A 20,006-nucleotide genomic window follows, 5' to 3' on the forward strand; every position below is an offset into this window, starting at 1 on the left:
CTCCTTAATCGGCATACACATGAAGCAATGCGGATTCCGGTTCCGGGTCGTCAGCATGCTCAGCATAGTCTGTTGCTTCATCTACGATTTGCTTGATTTCTTCTTCTAATTTCTGTTCTGCTTCTTCTGTCAGCACACCTGCTTCGCGAAGATAAGCAGCAAATGTCAGCACGCCGTCTTTTTTGCGCGCTTCTTCAACTTCCTGTTTTTCTCGGTATGTCATATCATCATCATCACTGGAATGTGGCGTTAAGCGGTAAGACACAGTTTCAATTAGTGTCGGACCTTCTCCGTTCAGCGCACGCTCCCGTGCATCTTTTACCGTTTGGAATACAGCCAGCGGGTCATTACCGTCAACTGTGAAGCCAGGCATTCCATAGCCCTGCGCTCGGTCAGATACATTGACGCAGCCAAGCTGTTTTTCCTGCGGTACGCTGATGGCATATTTATTGTTTTGTACCATTGTTATTACTGGCAGTTTATGAACGCCAGCAAAGTTCAAGCCTTCATGAAAATCACCTTGGTTAGAAGAACCTTCTCCAAGCGTTACAAAGCTGACAAGCTGCTTTTTCTCCATTTTAGCAGCGAGCGCGAAGCCGACTGCATGCGGCACTTGTGTGGTTACAGGCGAAGAGCCCGTAACAATACGGGAAGACTTTTTGCCAAAGTGTCCCGGCATTTGTCTTGCGCCAGAGTTTGGATCCTCCGCTTTAGCAAATGCAGACAGCATTAAATCCTTCGCTGTCATCCCGAATGGAAGCACCATGCCTAAATCACGATAATACGGCAGCAAATAATCAATGTCCTTATCCAATGCCATCGCAGCGCCAACTTGGGATGCCTCTTGCCCTTGACAAGAAACTACAAACGGAATCTTACCAGCGCGGTTCAATAACCACATCCGTTCATCAACTCTTCTAGCCAAAAGCATCCACCTGTACATTTCTGTTACTTTTTCATCTGATATTCCAAGAGAAGCATGTCTTGATTCTGACATCGCCGCTCCCCCTTTCTTTATTGTCTCACCCATGTATTTGCTCTCCATCAACCGCTAAAGCAGCTTCCCCGATAATTTCCGATAATGTCGGATGCGGGTGAATGGATTGTCCAATTTCCCACGGTGTTGCGTCCAGCAGTTTCGCAAGCGCTGCTTCAGAGATCATATCTGTCACATGCGGACCAATCATATGAACACCTAGTAAATCATTTGTTTGTTCATCAGCAATTACTTTGACGAACCCTTCTGTTTCTCCGTAAACTAGCGCTTTACCAATTGCTTGGAAGCTCATTTTACCCGTCTTAACGGTGTAGCCTTCTGCCTTGGCTTGGGCTTCTGTCATTCCGACACTGGCTGTCTCCGGGTAGCTGTATACACAAGCAGGTACTGTGCTATAGTCCAGGGCTTCTGTTTTCACACCTGCAATATGCTCAACTGCCACAATTCCTTCCCGAGAAGCAACATGCGCCAGCTGCATGCCGCCGATCACATCGCCAATTGCATAGATGTGGGATTCATTTGTTTGATAGTATGCATTGGTGGCAATATAACCTTGCTCGGTGAGCTGGATATCTGTATTTTTCAAGCCAATATCTGCTGCGTTAGCTGCACGCCCGACAGACAAGAGAATCTTTTCAGAAACAAATACTTGTTTGCCGCCATCCATGTGAGTTGTTACGGTTACTTGGCTGTCATCTGCAGCAGCGCTCTCTACTTTCACATTTGTATGGATGGTGATGCCGCGTTTTTTGAGCTGTTTTTCCATTTCCTTACTGATTTGTTCATCCTCAGTAGGAAGAATGCAATCTTGGTATTCAAGTACAGTCACTTTTGTACCAAGGTCATGGAGCATGGATGCCCACTCAATCCCAATTACCCCGCCGCCAATAATTGTTATAGTTTCCGGCAGCTCTGTCAGCGCCAAAGCACCCTCCGAGCTTAAAATTCTGTTCTCATCAAATTCGATTCCCGGAAGTGAACGCGGAGTAGAACCGGTCGCTACAATGACGTTCTTCGGCAGCAATATTTCATTTTCGCTGCCGTCGGCAAATTCAACCGATATTGTTCCCGCTGTCGGAGAAAAGATGGATGGGCCTAAAATACGGCCGAATCCTTGAAATACATCAATCTTTCCTTTTTTCATTAAATGCTGCACACCACGATGCAGCTGGTCTATGATAGCCGTTTTTCGCTTTTGTACACCTTCAAAATCAAGGCGCACATCTGTTGTATGTATACCGAATGCTGCCGCTTCCTTTGTTTGGCGGTACACTTCTGCTGAACGAAGTAATGCCTTTGATGGAATACATCCGCGGTGCAGACACGTTCCGCCAAGTTCTGCTTTTTCTACAATTGCCGTTTTCAATCCTAGCTGGGAAGCACGTATGGCGGCAACGTAACCGCCCGTACCGCCTCCTAAGATGACAATATCGTATTCTCTAACCATTGTTATTGCCTCCTATATGGCATAAATCTTTGCTGCTTCTTCTTTACGCATGACGCGAAGAGCACCTTCTGTCAGAGCACGAAGCTCATTTTCCCCTGGATAAACAAGCACATCTGCTATCCAGCTTACCCTGTCCTTCAGCATGGAAATAAACAATTCATCATGTGCCAGTCCGCCGGTGACGGCAATCGCATCAACCTCGCCCGTTAAAACGACACTCATCGCGCCAATTTCTTTGGCAGTCTGATAAACCATCCCTTCAAAAATGAATTTTGCTTTTTCGTCGCCTTTTTTTATTCGATCGGCGACAAGCCGTCCGTCATTTGTTCCGAGATAACCCATGAAACCGCCTTTTGTCGTCAGCATACGCATTAACTGATTTTTCGTGTATTCACCGCTTAGTGCTAGTTCAATTAAATCACCAGCCGGTACAGTTCCCGCTCTTTCTGGTGTGTACGGACCTTCTCCATTCAACCCATTATTCACATCAATTACAAATCCTTGCCGATGTGCGCCAACGGTAATGCCGCCTCCGAGATGAACAACGATTATATTCGCTTCTTCATATGGCTTCTCTTTCGCTGCAGCAGCCTTCCGTGCAATCGCTTTATGGTTCAATGCATGAAAGATGCTTTTCCGTTCTACACCGGGCAAACCCGATAACCGGGCCAGCGGGTCCAATTCATCTACGACAACGGGATCGGTGATGAATGCTGGAATTCCGAGACTGCTGGCAATCTCATAAGCAATCAGTCCGCCAAGGTTCGACGCATGTTCGCCGTTATAACCTGCCTTTAGGTCCGCAAGCATTGCTTCATTTACTTGATACGTTCCGCCTTCAAGCGGTCTGAGCAGTCCGCCGCGTGCACAGACTGCAGTTAGCTTGGAAACATTGATGCCTTCAAAATCCAATGCATCCAAGATAATTTGTTTCCGAAAAGGATATTGATCCATCACTTTTGCGTATCCGCCGATATCTTCCAAATCATGACGGATCACTCGTTCAAAGATGTTATGCTCATCATCAAACACACCAATTTTAGTGGAAGTAGAACCTGGATTTATCGCTAAAATACGGTTTTCAACAGTATGCACGCGGATTCCCCCTCGATATTATCTTCTGCTTAATGTATGATGGCCGTTACGTAAAAACTGGCTTCTGGATCGACGCATTGTTTCAATTCTTTCTTCTGCCATTCGATCTGCTGCGATACTTGTAGGGATATTGTCACGTTTAGCTATTTCGAACACACGCTGCAAGCTGTCATAAATCGTCTCTACTTTACGTAGCGCACGTTCGCGATTGTAGCCATGCAGTTCGTCCTCAACGTTAATAACACCGCCTGAGTTGATGACATAGTCTGGCGCGTAAACAATACCGCGTTCATATAAAATTTGTCCGTGCTGTTCTTCTTTCAGCTGGTTGTTAGCTGCTCCAGCCACAACTTTTGCTTTGAGTACACGCAATGTGTCGTCGTTAATAACCGCTCCAAGTGCACAAGGTGCGAAAATATCACAGTCAACGCTGTAAATATCGTCTGGATCAACAGCTGTAGCACCGAATGCTTCGACCGCTTTTTGAACAGCTTCTTTATTAATATCCGTGACAATCAGTTTGGCGCCTTCTGCATGAAGGTGCTCACACAAAGCATAAGCAACGTTCCCAATACCTTGCACGGCAATCGTCTTGCCTTCCAGACTGTCATCTCCAAATGCTTCCTTCGCACTTGCTTTGATTCCTTTGTACACTCCATAAGCTGTGACAGGAGACGGATTACCTGACGACCCGGATTCTGCAGAGATTCCTGTTACAAAATCAGTTTCTGTATGGATAAGTTCCATATCTTCTACCGTTGTTCCTACGTCTTCTGCCGTAATATAACGGCCATTTAAAGATTGTACGTAACGTCCAAATGCGCGGAACATTGCTTCGTTTTTATCTTTTTTTGGATCTCCGATAATGACGGTTTTACCGCCGCCCAGATTCAGACCAGCCGCTGCATTTTTATATGTCATCCCTTTTGCCAGTCGAAGCGCATCAACAATGGCATCTTCTTCCGACGCGTATGTCCACATTCTTGTACCGCCTAGTGCAGGTCCTAGTGTTGTATCATGAATAGCAATGATTGCTTTCAAGCCGGATTCTTTATCCTGGCAAAGGACAAGCTGTTCGTAATCATATTGTTCTAACGTCTCGAAAATTTTCATTTTTCTTCCTCCTAAGCAACGGATGCTGCCGCAATGGCGAAGCATATTGCATAATATTTGCTCGTACTGTTATCTGCACGCGATGTGAGAATGACGGGCGTTTTAGTACCAACGAGCAGCGAAGCGCTGACGGCTCCTGCTGTATAAGTAAACGATTTATATAACATATTGCCGCTTTCAATGTCAGGAACTAATAAAATATCTACATCTCCTGCGACGGATGAATCTAATTTCTTAATAGCAGCCGATTGTGCCGACAACGCACTGTCCAGTGCAATCGGACCATCCAGCTCACAAGCAGCCAGCTGGCCCCGTTCCTGCATCACTCGAAGCAGTGCAGCATCCGTCGTAGCAGACATCGCCGGATTCACTTTTTCGGTAGCGGCAAGTGCGGCTACTTTTGGTTCTTGGTGCAGCATTTGCGTATAAACATTCACAGCATTTGCAAGAATCTTCTTTTTCACCTCTAAAGACGGAGCGATATTAATGCCCGCATCCGTCAAAAAAAGGAGCTTGTGATAAGATGGGACGTCGAAGATTGCCAGCTGCGACAAAATATGGCCTGATTTTAGCATTGTTTTGTCTTTTAAAAGCTTGCCTGCCAGTACATCTGTACTAACAATTCCTTTCATCAGCATATCCGCTTCTCCTGCCTTCCAGGATTCGATCGCCATATCTGCCGCCCTGTCAGCTGTTTCTGCATGGACGCAGGATACGCTTTCCTTCCGTAGCTGTTCTTCCTGCATGAACTGCTTCAGCCGATCACTATCTCCGTATAATATAAAGGAAGCCATCTGTTGATCGGTTGCTTTTTTTACAGCTTGCATAATGGACAGATCGTCTGCAGCTGCTATGGCAATAGTCAGCCCTCGCTTGGCAGCAGACATTTTTTCAAGAGCGGTAAACTTATGCATCGTATTCTTCCTTCCCCGTTATGAAAAATCTTGCATGCCACTTCTATCAAAATTATATTTATCCATTTTATAGTAAAGATTACGGATGGATACACCAAGCTGATCTGCTGTCGCTTTCTTATTGTAATCATTTGCTTGCAAAGCGGCCTCAATCAACTGTTTTTCCAGGAGTTCTACTTGCTCCTGCAGTGTCCCATTTGATACAGACAGTTCAGAATCAGAGCTTTTCTGCTGTATATGCTTCGGCAGGATAACACGCTCATGTTTCTCCATAAAAGTCATAACTTGAGTGATAGCTGTTTCCAGTTCTTTAACATTATGGGACCATTTCTTTGCTTTCAATACATCAATTGACGATTTAGAAATGGATTGAACCGATGTTTGCAGCAGCTGTTTTTGCTTGTGGATAATTGTGGATAATAATCCTTCGAAATCATCTACTCGCGCTGCTAGGTCTGGAATATAAATTGTAATTCGCTTTAATTTCTCGAATAATGGTTCATGAAATCGCTTCTCAAACACAGCCCGTTCCAGCGGGTGACGTGCACTGACAACAATTCGCACATCCAATTGTTTTGGTTTGCCGGCAGGAAGCAGAACCTGTCCTGTAGTCATGAAATCTGAAAGCTTCTCCTGCAAACGAATCGGCAAGAAATCTACATCATCCAAAAACAAGGTGCCTCCATTACTTCTTTCAATTAAACCACCAGCACGTTGCTGGCGAACGGAACCAAACAATTGATTCTCTAACGATTCCTCATCATTTGCGGCACAATCAACACGGATAAACGGATGATGACGCCGTTTACTTTCATTATGAATAATTGCAGCAAACATCCCTTTACCGACACCCGCATCTCCGCGTAAAAGACACGGCGCATCTGCAAGAACGGCAAATTTTACTTGTTCAAGTGTTACTTGCATCGTGTCAGAATCGGCAACAACATCTTTTAACATATATTTATTTTCCAGACTGCGGATTATCTTCCGGGCGCGCTGCACCTCATCTTGAAGTTCGTGCAGTTCTGAGATATCATGCAGTACCCCGACACTGCCGCGGAGCTTTCCATCAACGATAATCGGAGCAGCATTGACCATCATTTCTTTCCCGCTCTTCCCGACTCGCATACGAGCTCCTGTGGCCGGTCTGCGTGTACGAATCACCTGCATATGCAGGCTCTCCCCTTCCATAATATCCGTTATCGCCGGTTTCCCGACTATCTGGTCAGCTTCATAGCCGGTCAGGCGTGTGTACGCTGGATTAACAATCAAACCAATACCGTTTTCATCCACAACACTGATGGCTTCCTGTGATGAATCAATAATGGCCGCCAGCATCGATTTTACTTCCCGAACATCTGTCAGCTCTTCTGCCAGCGCCACGATATCAACTGTCTTTTTTAGTACTGCAAATGCTCCTGTCACGCGCTCTTGGTCATCTTCAATTGGCGCACATGTGTACACGACTTCCTCTCCATTCGGGAGTTTTAGCTGTTCATCCGTATAGCGTTCTCGTTTTCGAATGGTTTCAGATAGTCTTGAACCGGGTAGTACGGTATTTATGGGTTTCCCGATCACTGTGTGCTTGCGGCTGCCAAGCAGCATCTCTGCTGCTTCGTTCATATACATAATTTCATCCTGACGATTGATGCACAGGATCCCCTCATGCAAGTATTCCAGCGTTTTACTGCGAAAATGCTGACTATTATATGTAGAAGTTTTCTCTGTATCTTCTGATGATGCGAATGCAAGCATCATTTGTGCACTTTGTCCGGATATAATCTCCGCCTTACAAAGCGAAGGATCAAGAAAATCTGCTAATTCACCAGAGATCTCCAGCACAAAATCGACCTGCTCTAATGATTCAGCGGTCACATCTTTCCAAAGCGGAATAGCCAGTCGTTCTGCTTGGTATTTCACGAGGGCACTTGGACTTTTCACTAGCATCCCAGCGACCCGAATTTCCTTGAACCGTTGCAGCTGCTTAATAAATAAGACGGCCTCATCACCAGCACCAATTATGAGTAAATTTTTCATTTTGATCACATCCTGCAAAGTTTTGCACACTTATAGGGTATACTAGTCTGCAGAAATTAGCAATAATAAGATTCTTGACATGCAAGGAGCGACTTAACGATGACACAATTAGCCAAATTATACGAAAACACAATGCCTTTCTCCCTGCTGCATGACAAAGAGCGCAATGCGTTGTTTGAGCAAGCAGAGATCGAGGAATTTTTAGAAAATGAGTATATTGTTTCCGCCGAAGAAAACGTTGAAGATGCCCATGTGCATTATTTTGTCTCAGGTGTTGCAAAAGATATCATATACCAAGCCAATGGCAAGCAAGTGGCTGTTCGTTACGACTATCCAGGAGATTTTGCCGGCTTATTAACGCTGGTAGCTAATGGCGACATGCAAATAGCTGTTCAAGCTGCAGAGAAAGCAAAATCGATTGTTTTCCCAAAGGCTTCCTTCCAGCAAGCCATGCAGCAAAATGTACAGTTTTCGCAGGCGATTCTCGAGCGAGTCAGCCAAATGATGAAAAGCTTGTATGAAGAAGTAAAATACAAAACTAGTGATTTATCTGACCAAACGGAACCGGCCCTTTATAAAAAGCGCGTATCCGGTTTTATGGAGCGCCCCACTTTCATTCATCCCGACGAATCCGTTTATGCAGCAGCCGAACTGCTTCAAACTGCAGAAACGGAAGGTGTTGCTGTTAGTTCGAACAAACAAGATATTGAAGGGATGATTGGATATCGGCAAATATTCGATGCTCTGAAGGAAGGCAGATTGGACGCTCCAGTAGAACAAATTATGAATAAAGATTATTATTTTGTGCAGGAACATGATTTTATTTATGATGCCCTTTCCTTCCTTAAGCATCACCCAGCGGCTGTGATACCTGTGCTCCACGGAAGCAGAGCGGTCGGTTTTATCCGCCAATCCTCTTTCCTCAGTGTGTCGAACAGCGTTTACTTTGAGCTCACTTACAGAATTGCCAATGCTGACTCAATTGAAACACTGGCAAGTCTCAGTCCGGTGCACAATAAGCAATTTCAGCTGTTCATCCAGCAGCTGATCGACGAGCGTATGTATGGTTACGATATTGTTGAATTGATCTCAAGCTACAATGATCGCATGCACAGACAGATTATCGAACTGTCAGAACGGGAAATGGTCCATGAGGGATATGGCAGACCAAAGATTAATTACTGCTTTATCGTAATGGGAAGTGAAGGCAGGAAAGAGCAGGGGTTCAGCACAGACCAAGATAACGGGATTATTCTTGCAGACTACGATGAATTGAACTACAAAGAAGAAATAGAAACTTACTTCGAAAGATTGACAGAAAAGATTAATGCTAAACTCGATGCCTGCGGATTCCCGCTTTGTACCGGCGGCATTATGGCGAAGGAAAAGAAATGGCGTCATTCCCTGTCCCAATGGTCTCATACCATTGATCAATGGCTGCGGAATTTGGATGCACAAGAAGTGAGAGATTTTACTATCTTTATTGATTTCCGTCCTGTATATGGAGATTTTGATCTTGCTCACAAGCTCCGGGAAAAACTTACACATGCGATGCAGCACGCACCAAAACTGCAGCCAATGCTGATTCGCGACACGCTGCAGATACGTGTGCCGTTGCAAGCATTTGGCCGTATCTCTACTAGTTCAAAGGAAAAGCGTTTAAATCTAAAGCAGTCAGCTATGATGCAAATCGTTAACGCCGTACGTATTTACGCGGTCGGCTATGGCATTGAAAATGTCCATACTGTCCGGCGCCTTCGCTCTCTTCTAGACAACAACCACATGTCTAAAAGTGACAGTGAAATGGCCATCCAAGCTTTGCACGAACTGCTGCTCTTCCGTCTTAAGCTTAATCTGCAGCAATTGGATGCTGGTGAACCATTAACAACGCAAATTTCTGTAAAAGAACTGGACAAAGTCGATAAACAGACATTGAAAAATGCACTTGCTGCCGCAAAAGGAATGCAGCAAGGTCTTGAATTAAGACAGAATAGAAACAAGGTGAACGGATGATTATCGATTTACAGCTTTTCCGATATATGCTTTATGGGAAATTGACACAGCATATAAAGCGTAAAGCACTGATGAAAGAACCAGCATATGAACAGCTGCAAGAAGCGCTTACCAATTACAAGCCAGCTCGCTCGCTGCGGGAAGTGCCATTCGAAGATCAGACATTTACGGTGTTTGATTTAGAAACGACTGGCTTCTTCCCCGACTTCGGGCATGAGATTATTTCAATCGGAGCGGTCCAAGTACAAGGAAACCACATACTATCTGATGAGACATTTTATGAAGTTGCAAAACCAATGCTGAAAACACCAAAGAAAATCATCAAATTGACCAAAATGGACCCTGATGAAATAGAGAACGCACCTGCATTTACCGAAGTGATGGAACGTTTTTTGGCATACAGTAAAGATACCATTCTCGTAGCTCATCCAGCGTCATTCGATATTCGGTTTATCCAGACGATGCTGAAGATGTATAAACTGCCTCCCCTCTCCTGCTATACGTTGGATTCACAAATAATGGCGAGGATGTTTTTTAAAAAAAGGCAGTGTCGTCTTGACAGCTTAATCAGCCGCTTCGAGGTGCCGCAGTCCGATCGGCACCACGCACTCGGAGATGCGAAAATGACAGCTAACGTGTTCGTTCGTCTGCTGGACATGGCAGCTGACCGAGGAATCCGTGATTATGCCAGCCTCCAACTGCCTTTAAGTAAGATAAAAAAGAAAATCAGGACAGCGCAACTTTAGTCGCTGTCCTGATTTTTTTTACTGAAAAAATGCTTGATACAGAGATTTCACCGCATCATGAAGCTGTGTTGTTTTTACACCGAACATTAAAGACACCTCTGAAGAACCTTGGTTGATCATCTCGATATTCACATTTGCGTCTGTGAATGCTTTTGTAGCGGTGCTGGATACTCCAATAGTCTCAATCATTCCCTCTCCCACGATCATAATCATAGAAAGGTTTCGGTCTATCGATACATGATCTGCCTGAAGTTCCTCTTGCAGCCTGCGCACAACAATTGCTTCTTTGTCTGCAGGAAGCTGACTCTCACGAATAATAACACTCATGTCATCAATTCCGGATGGCGCATGTTCAAACGAAATATTCTCTTCTTCAAGAATCTGCAGGAGCTTCCGTCCAAATCCGAGCTCCCGGTTCATTAAATATTTGCTAATATAAATACTAAGGAAACCTGCATCACTTGCAATACCAATGACCGGGTTGCCCGCCACTTCTCTCTCCGCTACAATCATCGTACCTGGCGCAGACGGATTATTGGTGTTTTTCACACACACTGGAATCTTTGCTTGGAACGCTGGAATTAGAGCTTCGTCATGAAACACAGAAAAACCGGCATAAGACAACTCCCGCATTTCCCGATATGTCAGTGTATGAATCTCTTTCGGATTGTCCACGATGTTTGGATTCACACTGTATACGCTATCTACATCGGTGAAGTTTTCATATAAAGAAGCTTTTACACCCGCACTTACAATCGACCCAGTAATATCAGATCCGCCCCGCGGAAATGTTGCCAGCTTTCCTTCTTTTGTATAACCAAAGAAACCTGGAATAACAAGCACCTCGTCACGTTTACGAAGATTGTACAAATGATCGAAGCTTTCATCAAGTATACGGGCACCGCCCAGTTCCTCTCTGACAAGAAGGCCCGCCTCCTGTGGATTAACATAGGCTGCTTTTACGCCTAATTTGTTTAGATAAGCACTAAATACTTTCGCCAGCGAATCTTCTCCCGTAGCTTTCAAAGCGTCCATTTTATCCAAAACAGGAATCGTATCAGCTAGTATTCCATCTAAATGATCAGCTATTTGCTCAATTAGATTGTTATCCAGCTCCAAGTCACTTACGATGGAGCGAAAACGCGCTAGTACTTTCTCGACCTGTTTGCTGACGTCTTCTCCTTTGCGATGCGCCTCGCCAATTGCAATCAGCAAATCTGTTACCTTCGTATCTGCTTTATCCCGTTTCCCTGGTGCAGAAACAACAATAAATTTCCGTTCTGTATCTTCTTTTACAATTTGTGCTACTTTGCGGAGCTGTTCCGCACTTGCTACTGAACTACCACCAAATTTAGCTACCTTCATATCTCTCTCTCCATTACGCTTTTTCTTTACATAGATAAAATAGTATCACAGGTTTTCTGCCGCTGACTAGATGAAAGACATAATTTTGAGAAAAAAGTGACGATATTAGTTTACGTAATATTATTATAGTTAACTGTTTATGCAGATTAACTTATCTATAGATAGAAAAAGGACATTACATCCATTGTATATTACAAAAGGTAATGTCCTAACTTCAATCTATCATCTTATTATCGCTCTTTTAGTCTTTCTTCTTTCTCGGATATCCGAGAAGTATCGCAATGCTACCGCAAATACCAATAAGGATTGGGTAGTAGGAATATTGCAAGATGCTTACTGGCGATATACCCGCTACGCTAGCAGCTGCCAGTAATTGCGCACCGTATGGAATTAGCCCTTGGATGGTACAAGAGAAGATATCTAAAATACTTGCGGTTTTTCGCGGATCAATTCCATACTTATCAGATATATTCTTTGCAAGCGGTCCGGTAATTAAAATAGAGATCGTATTGTTAGCCGTCGATAAATTCGTAAGACCTACAAGTCCCGCTACACTAAATTCAGCACCTTTTTGTGACTTGATTTTTCGTGTAGAGAGGTGAAGCAGAAAGTCAATCCCGCCATTGTGTTTAATAACTGCTACCATTCCAGCTATTAAGATAGCGAGAAAGGCGATTTCATACATACCGGCGATTCCGTCTCCTATCGTTTGGAAAAGCGTCATCATTTGATAGCTGCCATCAACCAAGCCTATAACACCAGAAAAAACAATTCCTAATGCTAAAACAAGGAACACATTCATTCCGGCTAAAGCAAAGATAATGACGGAAATATAAGGCAGAATTTTTACCCAATTATAACCAACATGGTCTACTTGTGCTGTTTCACCTATTGTCATTACTCCTAGAATAATGCTGGTTACGATAGCTGCTGGCACCACAATCCAAAAATTCACTTTAAATTTATCCTTCATTTTTACACCTTGCGAGCGAACGGCGGTGATTGTCGTATCTGAAATAAAGGATAAATTATCACCAAACATTGCTCCGCCAACAATTGCCGCTGTGACGAAAGCTACCGAAAGTTCGGTTTGATCGCTTATTCCCACACCGATTGGCGCTAACGCCGCAATCGTGCCTACTGATGTACCCATAGCCAGAGAGATAAAGCAGGCAATAATGAACAGACCTACAATAAGCAGGTTTTGCGGTACAAAAGATAATGCGAAGTTAACTGTAGCGTCCACAGCTCCCATGCCTTTTGCTGTCGCTGAAAATGCCCCAGCTAGAAGAAAAATAACAACCATCATCATGACATTTAAATTACCTGCGCCTTGGCAAAAAATATCAACCTTTCGTGCAAAAGTTTCTTTTCGATTCATCGCCAATGCCACAGCACCCGCAATAGCAATAGCTACAATAACCGGAAATGCATAAAAATCACCCGTAATAATTCCTGAACCAATAAATAAAATCAAAAAAACAAGAAATGGGATGAGTGCCCATGGATTTCCTTTTTTCATCGTTCCACCTCCAAATATAATACGACAAATCATTCTCCAACTTGCAACCAAAGAAAGACCCCTTCTCATATAACAAGAAGAGGCCTTATAGCTATAAAACACTTCTCTTATCTTTACAAGCTTTGGCTTGCTGGATTTGGCACAGCAACTTAATTATTAAGTTCCGCTGCCGAGATATCATCGGGCCAGTCCCTCCATCTCTCTTAATAAGAAAAAAATATTATTTTTTTGTCGCAGTAAATAAGAGGATACATGATTTAAGTTTCATTATCAATGAAAATCTTAATGGATAATATTGGGGGTATTCGGGTGCTTAACAAAAAGCAATTGTTAAATATGAAGATTCTGATGCATTTTAGCGTTATGCATGATTGTCGAATAGATTCCTTTATTTGTAATCGTCTGATTTCTTATCCTATTATAGAAAAAACGGGGAGTAATTCTCCCCCGCTGAACTGTTTAATATACGTCTTTCCACTCATCGATATTGTTTTTATCAAACTTAAATGGATCGCCTAACATAATCTGTGTGCCTTCCCCATCTTCCACAACTTCTACTTCTCCGAGATCACGCAAATCAACTTTCTCGCCAAGTTCGCCGCTTATGTTATCCTCTCCTAGTTCATAAGCTGTATACGCAGCTGCCTTACCAACATCAATCGGATTCCAAAGGTACATCCAAGGGCTGACGCCACTCTCAATATATGTTGCCATTTCACTTGGAAGCCCTAAACCAGTCAGCGCAACTTCTCCCTCAAGTCCTTTATCAGTAAGCACTTTGCCCGCTGCTGCAATACCGACTGTGGTTGGTGCAATAATTGCTTTCAAATCTGGGTATGATTTTAGCAGTGCTTCTGTTTCAGATACACTTTTATCTCGCAAGTCGTCTCCATAAGCTACCTTTACAAGTTCAATATTTTTGTATTCCTCTTTCTCCAGTTCCTTCTTCATCCATTCGATCCACTCATTTTGGTTCGTTGCCTGACTCGTTGCACTCAATACAGCAATTTGTCCCTCGCCGCCTATCATTTCGGACACTGCTTCAATCTGTACGCGCCCGATTCGTTCTGGGTTCGCTTGGTTCACGTGGATATCACGGCTGGCTGCATTGACTGCTGAATCGACAGACAATACTTTGATTCCTTGATTTCTCGCCTTTTTCAGAGCAGGCTCGAGTGCATCCGGGTCATTACCTGCGACTGCAATTACATCTACTTTTTGCGTAATTAACTGTTCAATAATCTGAATTTGTCCTTCAGCAGTTGGCTGATCCGGCGATCTTAAAATTACTTCTCCGCCTAATTCTTTTACTGCGCTCTCAAAGCCTTCCTGCATCTTTTCGCCATAAGGATTTCCTGTGTTCTTAAATACAAAAGCATATTTCTTTGGCCCATCGTCTGTATTCCCGGATGCACCGTTGGATTCTGGTGCTCCTTGGCTACAAGCAGCCAGCATGCATACCAATACAATCAATCCTACCCACTTTGCTATTTTCTTCATCATGGTCTCCCCTTTTTTCTATTAGTATCAGCTAAGCTGGAGTACTCATTTTCTTTTTATCATGCTGCCTAACTTTGGAATGGCGACAGACAGTATGAGCAATGCGCCAACAATGATTAAAAACAGCTGGCTCGGCATATTGATCAGACCAAGTCCATATTGCAGATAGCCAATAATGAAAACAGCTATTACAACACCGAGTACGCGGCCTTTTCCGCCAGCGGTGCTCACACCTCCAAGTGCAGCCATGGCAATAATATCAAGCTCATACATTGTGGCAATATTTGGTCTCGTACTGCCCATTCTAGAAGTTAGGAAAATCGCTGTAATAGCAGCCAATAGTCCTGCAAGCATAAAGACAATTACTTTTATACGGTCAACTCGCACACCAGAGAAGCGGCTCGCAGTCGGGTTGTTACCGATAGCAAACACCTTTCTGCCAAAAGTTGTTTGGTGCAAAAGAATTCCGAAGACTATAGCAAAAGCTGCAAAAACAATTAACAGAAATGGGATTCCAAATACATAACCCCACCCAAAGAAACCGAACCACTCTGGGAAGCCTCCTGCTGCTTGATCTTCCAATATAATGTAAGCAATACCCCGGTATAGGATCATCGTGCCAAGCGTGACAATAACGGCTGACAGCTCTTTGAACTTAACGATTAGCAGGCCATTGATTAAACCGCAAACAGCTCCCGTCACAAGACAAGCCACGATTGCTACTTCCATCGGCAATCCAGCAGTTGTGTAAAGAGATGCCATGACAACGGAAGACAATGCGACTGTAGATCCTACCGAGATATCAATATCCCGCATAATCATAATCATCGCCATAGGGAAAACGATTAAAGCCTTATCCAAAAACACCATCGTACCATCCCGCAAGCTCGGATAATTGAAAAAGTATGGCGATACATAACTGCCAAACAGCATAACTGCTACTAAAATGAGCAAAAGCATCCATTCCCATTGAAAAAACAAGCGTTTCCAGGAGAACGGCAACTGCGTTTCCAACGTACGAGGTTGATAGATTTGTTTTTTCTGTTCCATCAGCCAGCCCTCCTTAGCAAGTGTGTCCGATCAACACGCCGCTTTACAATGACATTTACGATGACAGCAAGCAAAATAATAAATCCTTGAATACCGTTTTGCCAGAATGGAGATACATTCAAAAGCGGCAGTGCATTATTCAAGATTCCGAGTAAGATTGCACCTAACAGAACACCAGCAAGCTTTCCCGAACCACCCGCAATACTGACACCGCCAAGAATACAAGCAGCAATAACAGTCAGTTCATATCCAGACGCCGTATCGCCTTGGGCAGAGGCGAATTTAGAGACCCACAAAACGCCGCATAAGCCGGATAAGCCGCCCATAATTGTATAAACCAGCAACAAAATACGCCCTTGTCTAATACCGCTCACTGCTGCAGATTGCGGATTACTGCCAACCGCATAAATTTGTCGGCCGGTACGTGTGTAATTCAGGAAATAAAAGAATACGAGGCAGAAAACGACTGCAACCCAGATCAGATGATTTATTCCTAAGAAAGATCCTCCCGCCAACGCAACGAAACCTTCTGACATTTGATAAGAACTTACCCACTCTCCATCGCTAACCAAAAATGTTAGACCGCGGAATATGTTCATTAAAGCAAGCGTCGCGATTATCGGCAGCAAGCCTACCCTTGCGATGAGCAAGCCGATGACCATTCCGCACACAGCCCCGATTATCGTTCCGAATAATAAACACAGAAGCGGATTGATGGAAGGATTGGCTGCGACAAGCTGTGCCGTCAGCATACCTGACAGCGCTATGACAGCTCCTATTGACAAATCAATACCTCTTGTGATGAGGACAATCATCATTCCTAAGGAGAGGATTACTAAGATTGACGTGTTTGTTGCCAGATCAAGTATATTTTCGCCCGTTAGAAAAGAAGGATTTCGCATCTGTACACCTATACATAAAAGAATTATGAAGAATAACAAACCTAACTCACGAAACTGATAAAACAATGTCAACATGTTTTTCTTCGTATTTTCTGCATGTGCCACTTTGTTCTCCAATGATATCCTCCTCCTTTTAGCCGCTCTTCTTCTGCACTGGTTCTTCACCCATTGCGGCTTCTAGGATCATCTCCTGTGTTACTCCCCTATTTACAAATTCAGCAGCTATCCTGCCTTCCTTCATAACGAGAATTCGATCACTCATACCGAGGATCTCCGGCATTTCTGATGATACAAACAAGACCGCATAGCCTTCTTCTGCAAGCTGCTGGACAATCTCATAAATTGCCGCCTTCGCTCCGATATCCACTCCTTTAGTCGGTTCATCTAATAAAATGACCTTCAAGTCCTTTGCCAGCAGCTTTGCAACGGCCACTTTCTGCTGATTACCGCCAGAAAGGGAATGGACGGTGTCAAAAATACTTGTTGCTTTAATCTGTACCTTTTCTCCGAATGTTTTCGCCTGCTCTTTTTCCTTTGCACGATGAAGCCAAGTAAACGTTGACAAATCAGACAAATTGGCAAGTGTTACATTTTTTTCGATACTCCAATCCACTACCAATCCTTGTTCCAGCCTGTCTTCTGCCAAATACCCAATTCCATTCTGCATCGCTTCTTGTGGATTACGACTTTTAACCGGATTGCCGTTAAGCAGGACTTCACCTTTCTCAAAACGTTTAATCCCAAAAATAGCCTGACATACCTCTGTTCTTCCTGCACCCACTAGCCCTGTCATGCCGAGAATTTCACCTTTTTTAACCGAGAAGCTGATATCCTCAAAGTCGCCCAGCTTAGATAAGTTTTTTACTTCTAAAATGGTATCGCCAGCCGTCACTTTCTTGTCAGGAAATATTTGATTAATCTCTCTTCCAACCATCGCTACAATCAATTTGTCATTCGAAATTTCATCTACATTCCAAGTGCCAATATATTTGCTATCACGAAGTACAGTTACCCGGCTTGCCAGACGATACATATCTTCAAATCGATGAGAAATAAAAATAATAGACGTTCCTTCATCCCGCAATTTTTCGGTTATGCGGTACAACTCTTCACTTTCTCTTGCGGTTAAAGCTGCAGTCGGTTCATCCATTATAATAATTTTTGCTTTCGTACTAATCGCCTTCGCAATCTCAATAATTTGCTGCTGGGCAACGCTCAACGTATTCATTTGGGCTTTAGGGTCGATACTGCTGCCCAATTCGCGCAAAAGCTCCCGTGCCTGTTTATGCATTTCCCTCCAATTCAGCGTCTTCCAAGTCCGGTGTCTGATTTCATGATTCATAAATATGTTTTCGGTGACAGATAAATCTGGATAACTAGTAACATGCTGATAAATCGCTGCAATGCCCATCTTTTCTGCTTCATTTGGATTTTGGAAGCTTATCTTTTCACCGAAAAGGTACATATCTCCTTCAGTAGGCTCGTGCACGCCCGTAATAATCTTGATAAAGGTCGATTTACCGGCACCGTTCTCCCCCATCAACGCATGGATTTCCCCTTTTTTCAGCTGAAATTGCATATCATCCAGCGCCTTGACACCTGGGAACGCTTTGGTTATGCCTTTCATCTCCAGGACAAATTCATTTAACAAAAGTACCTCCTCCAATCAATAAAGCGCTTACATAGAGAGTATGAAAAAAGTCCCGCTTCGAAAAGGGGACGTCTTTCTGTTATGGTATCCATTCTTCTGCTGCTTGAGCTAACGACGTGTACGTCTGTATTCGGATGGAGCAAAACCAGTATGTTTCTTGAATAGTTTTGTAAAGTATTTCTGATCTTGATAGCCAACAGCTTCCGCGACCTCTACCACTTTTGCCTCGGTATTTTCCAACAGCTGCTTAGCAAGTTCCAGCCGTTGATTTGTTACATAGTGCAGCACCGTTTCATTCGTATGCCTTTTAAAATAAGCACAAAAATAAGTTGGATTCATATACACATGCCCAGCTACTTGTTCAATTGTTATACTATCCTGCAAATGATCCTGTATGAATCCTTTGGCCCGTTCCACTGCTGTTTGGTCCGACTGCTTGTGAGACTGTATGCACAAACCGGCCAACGTTTTCGTCCAGCTTTCAAATGCCTGCACGAACTCTATCTCGGGAAGTGATCGGCCGGTGAGTTTGCCTAAACGTTGCAGCATGTTATTTACCTCTGTAACTGGCAGACGTCTGCTGACATCATGCAGCATCTCAATGCCAGTTGTTTGAAGCAGCGCTGCCGTCCGTTCCATTTGCTGCAATGAAGAGAGCTCTTTTCGTAATTCTGTCAAAGCACTATCCAGCTTATCAAATAACAGTTGTTTGAAAGCAAAGCGCATGGTACTTAAATTATCTTGCACGCTTTGACTGTATGATTCAATGCTTGTGATTTCCGCTAATTTGGGGCGAAGCTTCATCTCGATGTGCTCTGTTTCCAAAGCAGCAGGCAGCAGCTCCAATTCCTGCAGCGCTTGTCCAGAGGAAACGATCAACTGAAAAAATGTTCGATGTGATAGTGTCTTTGCGATTCCTTCAAATTGGGGAGACAAATTTGGATTATCACTGTGAACAAGCAGTCCGAAGCTTCGTTCCTGATCCCACCACCACCAAAAATCTTGTTCTGACCAGTGCGCGGACAATTCCGCTTCTAGTAAGCGAATAACATTGCTCAGCTCTTGATGGAATCGGACGGGATCACGCTTGGATTTTTGCTGATAAAAGTCCAGCACATGCAGCTGACAAGTGAAATACATACCTTCCGGAAACATCTCGGTCCACTGCTGATCTGCAAGACTGCTTTCGCCCGTAAGCGCCCGCAGCAAATGCAGCTGTTCCTGCTTTTGCTTCTCGGTTACGAGCTGCTTTCGTTTTTCTTGCTTCTTTTCATACAATTCCAGCAGACGTTTTTGCAGCTGCTCCCGATCGATAGGTTTTAGCAAATAGTCACTTACTTTATTCCGCAGCGCCTGTTGGACATAATCAAAGTCATCAAATCCGCTCAACACAAGATAATCACCTGTATAACCTGCTGATTTGAGAGATTGAATCAATGTTAAACCATCCATCACAGGCATTTTTATATCCGTTAGGACTACATCCGCTGCTTTCGTATGTTTCCAGCTATCCATTGCTTCTTGTCCGTTGCTATATACCCCGCTTACCGTACAATGCGGATGGCTGGCAATCAGACGCTCCAGTCCTTGCCGAATACGGTATTCATCTTCCACAATGATCACCCGTAAATCTTCCATCAAGATCCCCCCAATC

The 20,006-nt window shown here is 43.8% G+C and carries 15 protein-coding genes and 1 riboswitch; of the genes, 2 read left to right on the forward strand and 13 right to left on the reverse strand.

The genetic code is table 11. The features are described 5' to 3' along the window. Positions 1-4: 4 nt before the first annotated feature. Genes KS242_RS09905 through KS242_RS09930 form a run of 6 tightly spaced genes read right to left on the reverse strand, consistent with a single transcriptional unit; the run spans position 5 to position 7,603 of the window. On the reverse strand, positions 5-1,030 hold the full coding sequence (locus tag KS242_RS09905; protein WP_371747530.1) for a thiamine pyrophosphate-dependent dehydrogenase E1 component subunit alpha: 1,026 nt from the start codon (positions 1,028-1,030) through the stop codon (positions 5-7). Next, positions 1,023-2,444 carry a dihydrolipoyl dehydrogenase gene (gene lpdA / locus KS242_RS09910; RefSeq protein ID WP_217321217.1) on the reverse strand — a complete coding sequence of 474 codons (1,422 nt, stop codon included), beginning with the start codon at positions 2,442-2,444 and terminating at the stop codon, positions 1,023-1,025. Before lpdA ends, KS242_RS09905 begins: the two co-directional genes overlap by 8 nt. 12 nt (positions 2,445-2,456) lie before the next feature. Further along, a complete protein-coding gene (buk, locus tag KS242_RS09915) occupies positions 2,457-3,539 on the reverse strand; it encodes a butyrate kinase (protein ID WP_217321218.1) in 1,083 nt (360 codons plus the stop codon). Positions 3,540-3,557: 18 nt separating this feature from the next. Next, positions 3,558-4,652, reverse strand: coding sequence for a Glu/Leu/Phe/Val family dehydrogenase (locus KS242_RS09920; RefSeq protein ID WP_217321219.1), 1,095 nt, complete (start codon positions 4,650-4,652; stop codon positions 3,558-3,560). Between the two features lie 11 nt (positions 4,653-4,663). Then, positions 4,664-5,566, reverse strand: coding sequence for a phosphate acyltransferase (locus tag KS242_RS09925; protein WP_217321220.1), 903 nt, complete (start codon positions 5,564-5,566; stop codon positions 4,664-4,666). Between the two features lie 18 nt (positions 5,567-5,584). Further along, entirely contained in the window at positions 5,585-7,603 is a 2,019-nt protein-coding gene (locus KS242_RS09930; RefSeq protein ID WP_217321221.1) for a sigma 54-interacting transcriptional regulator, read from the reverse strand. Between the two features lie 99 nt (positions 7,604-7,702). Between KS242_RS09930 and KS242_RS09935 the strand changes: the two genes are divergently transcribed. Beyond that, positions 7,703-9,616 carry a DUF294 nucleotidyltransferase-like domain-containing protein gene (locus KS242_RS09935; protein WP_217321222.1) on the forward strand — a complete coding sequence of 638 codons (1,914 nt, stop codon included), beginning with the start codon at positions 7,703-7,705 and terminating at the stop codon, positions 9,614-9,616. Further along, positions 9,613-10,362: a 3'-5' exonuclease gene (locus KS242_RS09940; RefSeq protein WP_217321223.1), complete on the forward strand. Its 750-nt coding sequence runs from the start codon at positions 9,613-9,615 to the stop codon at positions 10,360-10,362. The genes KS242_RS09935 and KS242_RS09940 overlap by 4 nt, the downstream gene beginning before the upstream one ends. Positions 10,363-10,380: 18 nt before the next feature. Here the strand turns inward: KS242_RS09940 and KS242_RS09945 are convergent, their stop codons facing one another. The 7 genes from KS242_RS09945 to KS242_RS09975 all read right to left on the reverse strand — a co-directional run bounded on the left by KS242_RS09945 (position 10,381) and on the right by KS242_RS09975 (position 19,990). Next, entirely contained in the window at positions 10,381-11,727 is a 1,347-nt protein-coding gene (locus KS242_RS09945; protein WP_217321224.1) for an aspartate kinase, read from the reverse strand. A gap of 241 nt (positions 11,728-11,968) precedes the next feature. Next, on the reverse strand, positions 11,969-13,249 hold the full coding sequence (locus tag KS242_RS09950) for a Na+/H+ antiporter NhaC family protein (protein WP_217321225.1): 1,281 nt from the start codon (positions 13,247-13,249) through the stop codon (positions 11,969-11,971). A 104-nt stretch (positions 13,250-13,353) separates the two neighbouring features. Beyond that, positions 13,354-13,462: riboswitch (SAM riboswitch) on the reverse strand. Between the two features lie 246 nt (positions 13,463-13,708). Further along, entirely contained in the window at positions 13,709-14,749 is a 1,041-nt protein-coding gene (gene rhaS / locus KS242_RS09955; protein WP_254391680.1) for a rhamnose ABC transporter substrate-binding protein, read from the reverse strand. A 45-nt stretch (positions 14,750-14,794) separates the two neighbouring features. Then, positions 14,795-15,799: an ABC transporter permease gene (locus KS242_RS09960; RefSeq protein ID WP_217321227.1), complete on the reverse strand. Its 1,005-nt coding sequence runs from the start codon at positions 15,797-15,799 to the stop codon at positions 14,795-14,797. After that, a complete protein-coding gene (locus KS242_RS09965) occupies positions 15,799-16,818 on the reverse strand; it encodes an ABC transporter permease (RefSeq protein WP_254391681.1) in 1,020 nt (339 codons plus the stop codon). Before KS242_RS09965 ends, KS242_RS09960 begins: the two co-directional genes overlap by 1 nt. A 16-nt stretch (positions 16,819-16,834) precedes the next feature. Beyond that, the gene (locus KS242_RS09970) at positions 16,835-18,352 is read right to left on the reverse strand and encodes a sugar ABC transporter ATP-binding protein (RefSeq protein ID WP_254391682.1); all 1,518 of its coding nucleotides are present in this window, start codon (positions 18,350-18,352) and stop codon (positions 16,835-16,837) included. A gap of 108 nt (positions 18,353-18,460) precedes the next feature. Next, positions 18,461-19,990 carry a response regulator transcription factor gene (locus KS242_RS09975; RefSeq protein ID WP_217321228.1) on the reverse strand — a complete coding sequence of 510 codons (1,530 nt, stop codon included), beginning with the start codon at positions 19,988-19,990 and terminating at the stop codon, positions 18,461-18,463. Positions 19,991-20,006 lie beyond the last annotated feature (16 nt).

Origin of the sequence: Terribacillus sp. DMT04 (genome assembly GCF_019056395.1) — a bacterium.
GTDB lineage: Bacteria > Bacillota > Bacilli > Bacillales > Amphibacillaceae > Terribacillus > Terribacillus aidingensis_A.

What these genes read in the sequence shown, in the direction of transcription:
- KS242_RS09935 (WP_217321222.1), top strand. Translation starts at nt 7,703, where the DNA reads ATGACACAATTAGCCAAATTATACGAAAACACAATGCCTTTCTCCCTG.
- KS242_RS09905 (WP_371747530.1), bottom strand. Translation starts at nt 1,030, where the DNA reads ATGGGTGAGACAATAAAGAAAGGGGGAGCGGCGATGTCAGAATCAAGA.
- KS242_RS09945 (WP_217321224.1), bottom strand. Translation starts at nt 11,727, where the DNA reads ATGAAGGTAGCTAAATTTGGTGGTAGTTCAGTAGCAAGTGCGGAACAG.
- KS242_RS09975 (WP_217321228.1), bottom strand. Translation starts at nt 19,990, where the DNA reads ATGGAAGATTTACGGGTGATCATTGTGGAAGATGAATACCGTATTCGG.
- KS242_RS09925 (WP_217321220.1), bottom strand. Translation starts at nt 5,566, where the DNA reads ATGCATAAGTTTACCGCTCTTGAAAAAATGTCTGCTGCCAAGCGAGGG.
- KS242_RS09940 (WP_217321223.1), top strand. Translation starts at nt 9,613, where the DNA reads ATGATTATCGATTTACAGCTTTTCCGATATATGCTTTATGGGAAATTG.
- KS242_RS09920 (WP_217321219.1), bottom strand. Translation starts at nt 4,652, where the DNA reads ATGAAAATTTTCGAGACGTTAGAACAATATGATTACGAACAGCTTGTC.
- rhaS (WP_254391680.1), bottom strand. Translation starts at nt 14,749, where the DNA reads ATGAAGAAAATAGCAAAGTGGGTAGGATTGATTGTATTGGTATGCATG.
- KS242_RS09950 (WP_217321225.1), bottom strand. Translation starts at nt 13,249, where the DNA reads ATGAAAAAAGGAAATCCATGGGCACTCATCCCATTTCTTGTTTTTTTG.
- lpdA (WP_217321217.1), bottom strand. Translation starts at nt 2,444, where the DNA reads ATGGTTAGAGAATACGATATTGTCATCTTAGGAGGCGGTACGGGCGGT.
- KS242_RS09930 (WP_217321221.1), bottom strand. Translation starts at nt 7,603, where the DNA reads ATGAAAAATTTACTCATAATTGGTGCTGGTGATGAGGCCGTCTTATTT.
- KS242_RS09960 (WP_217321227.1), bottom strand. Translation starts at nt 15,799, where the DNA reads ATGGAACAGAAAAAACAAATCTATCAACCTCGTACGTTGGAAACGCAG.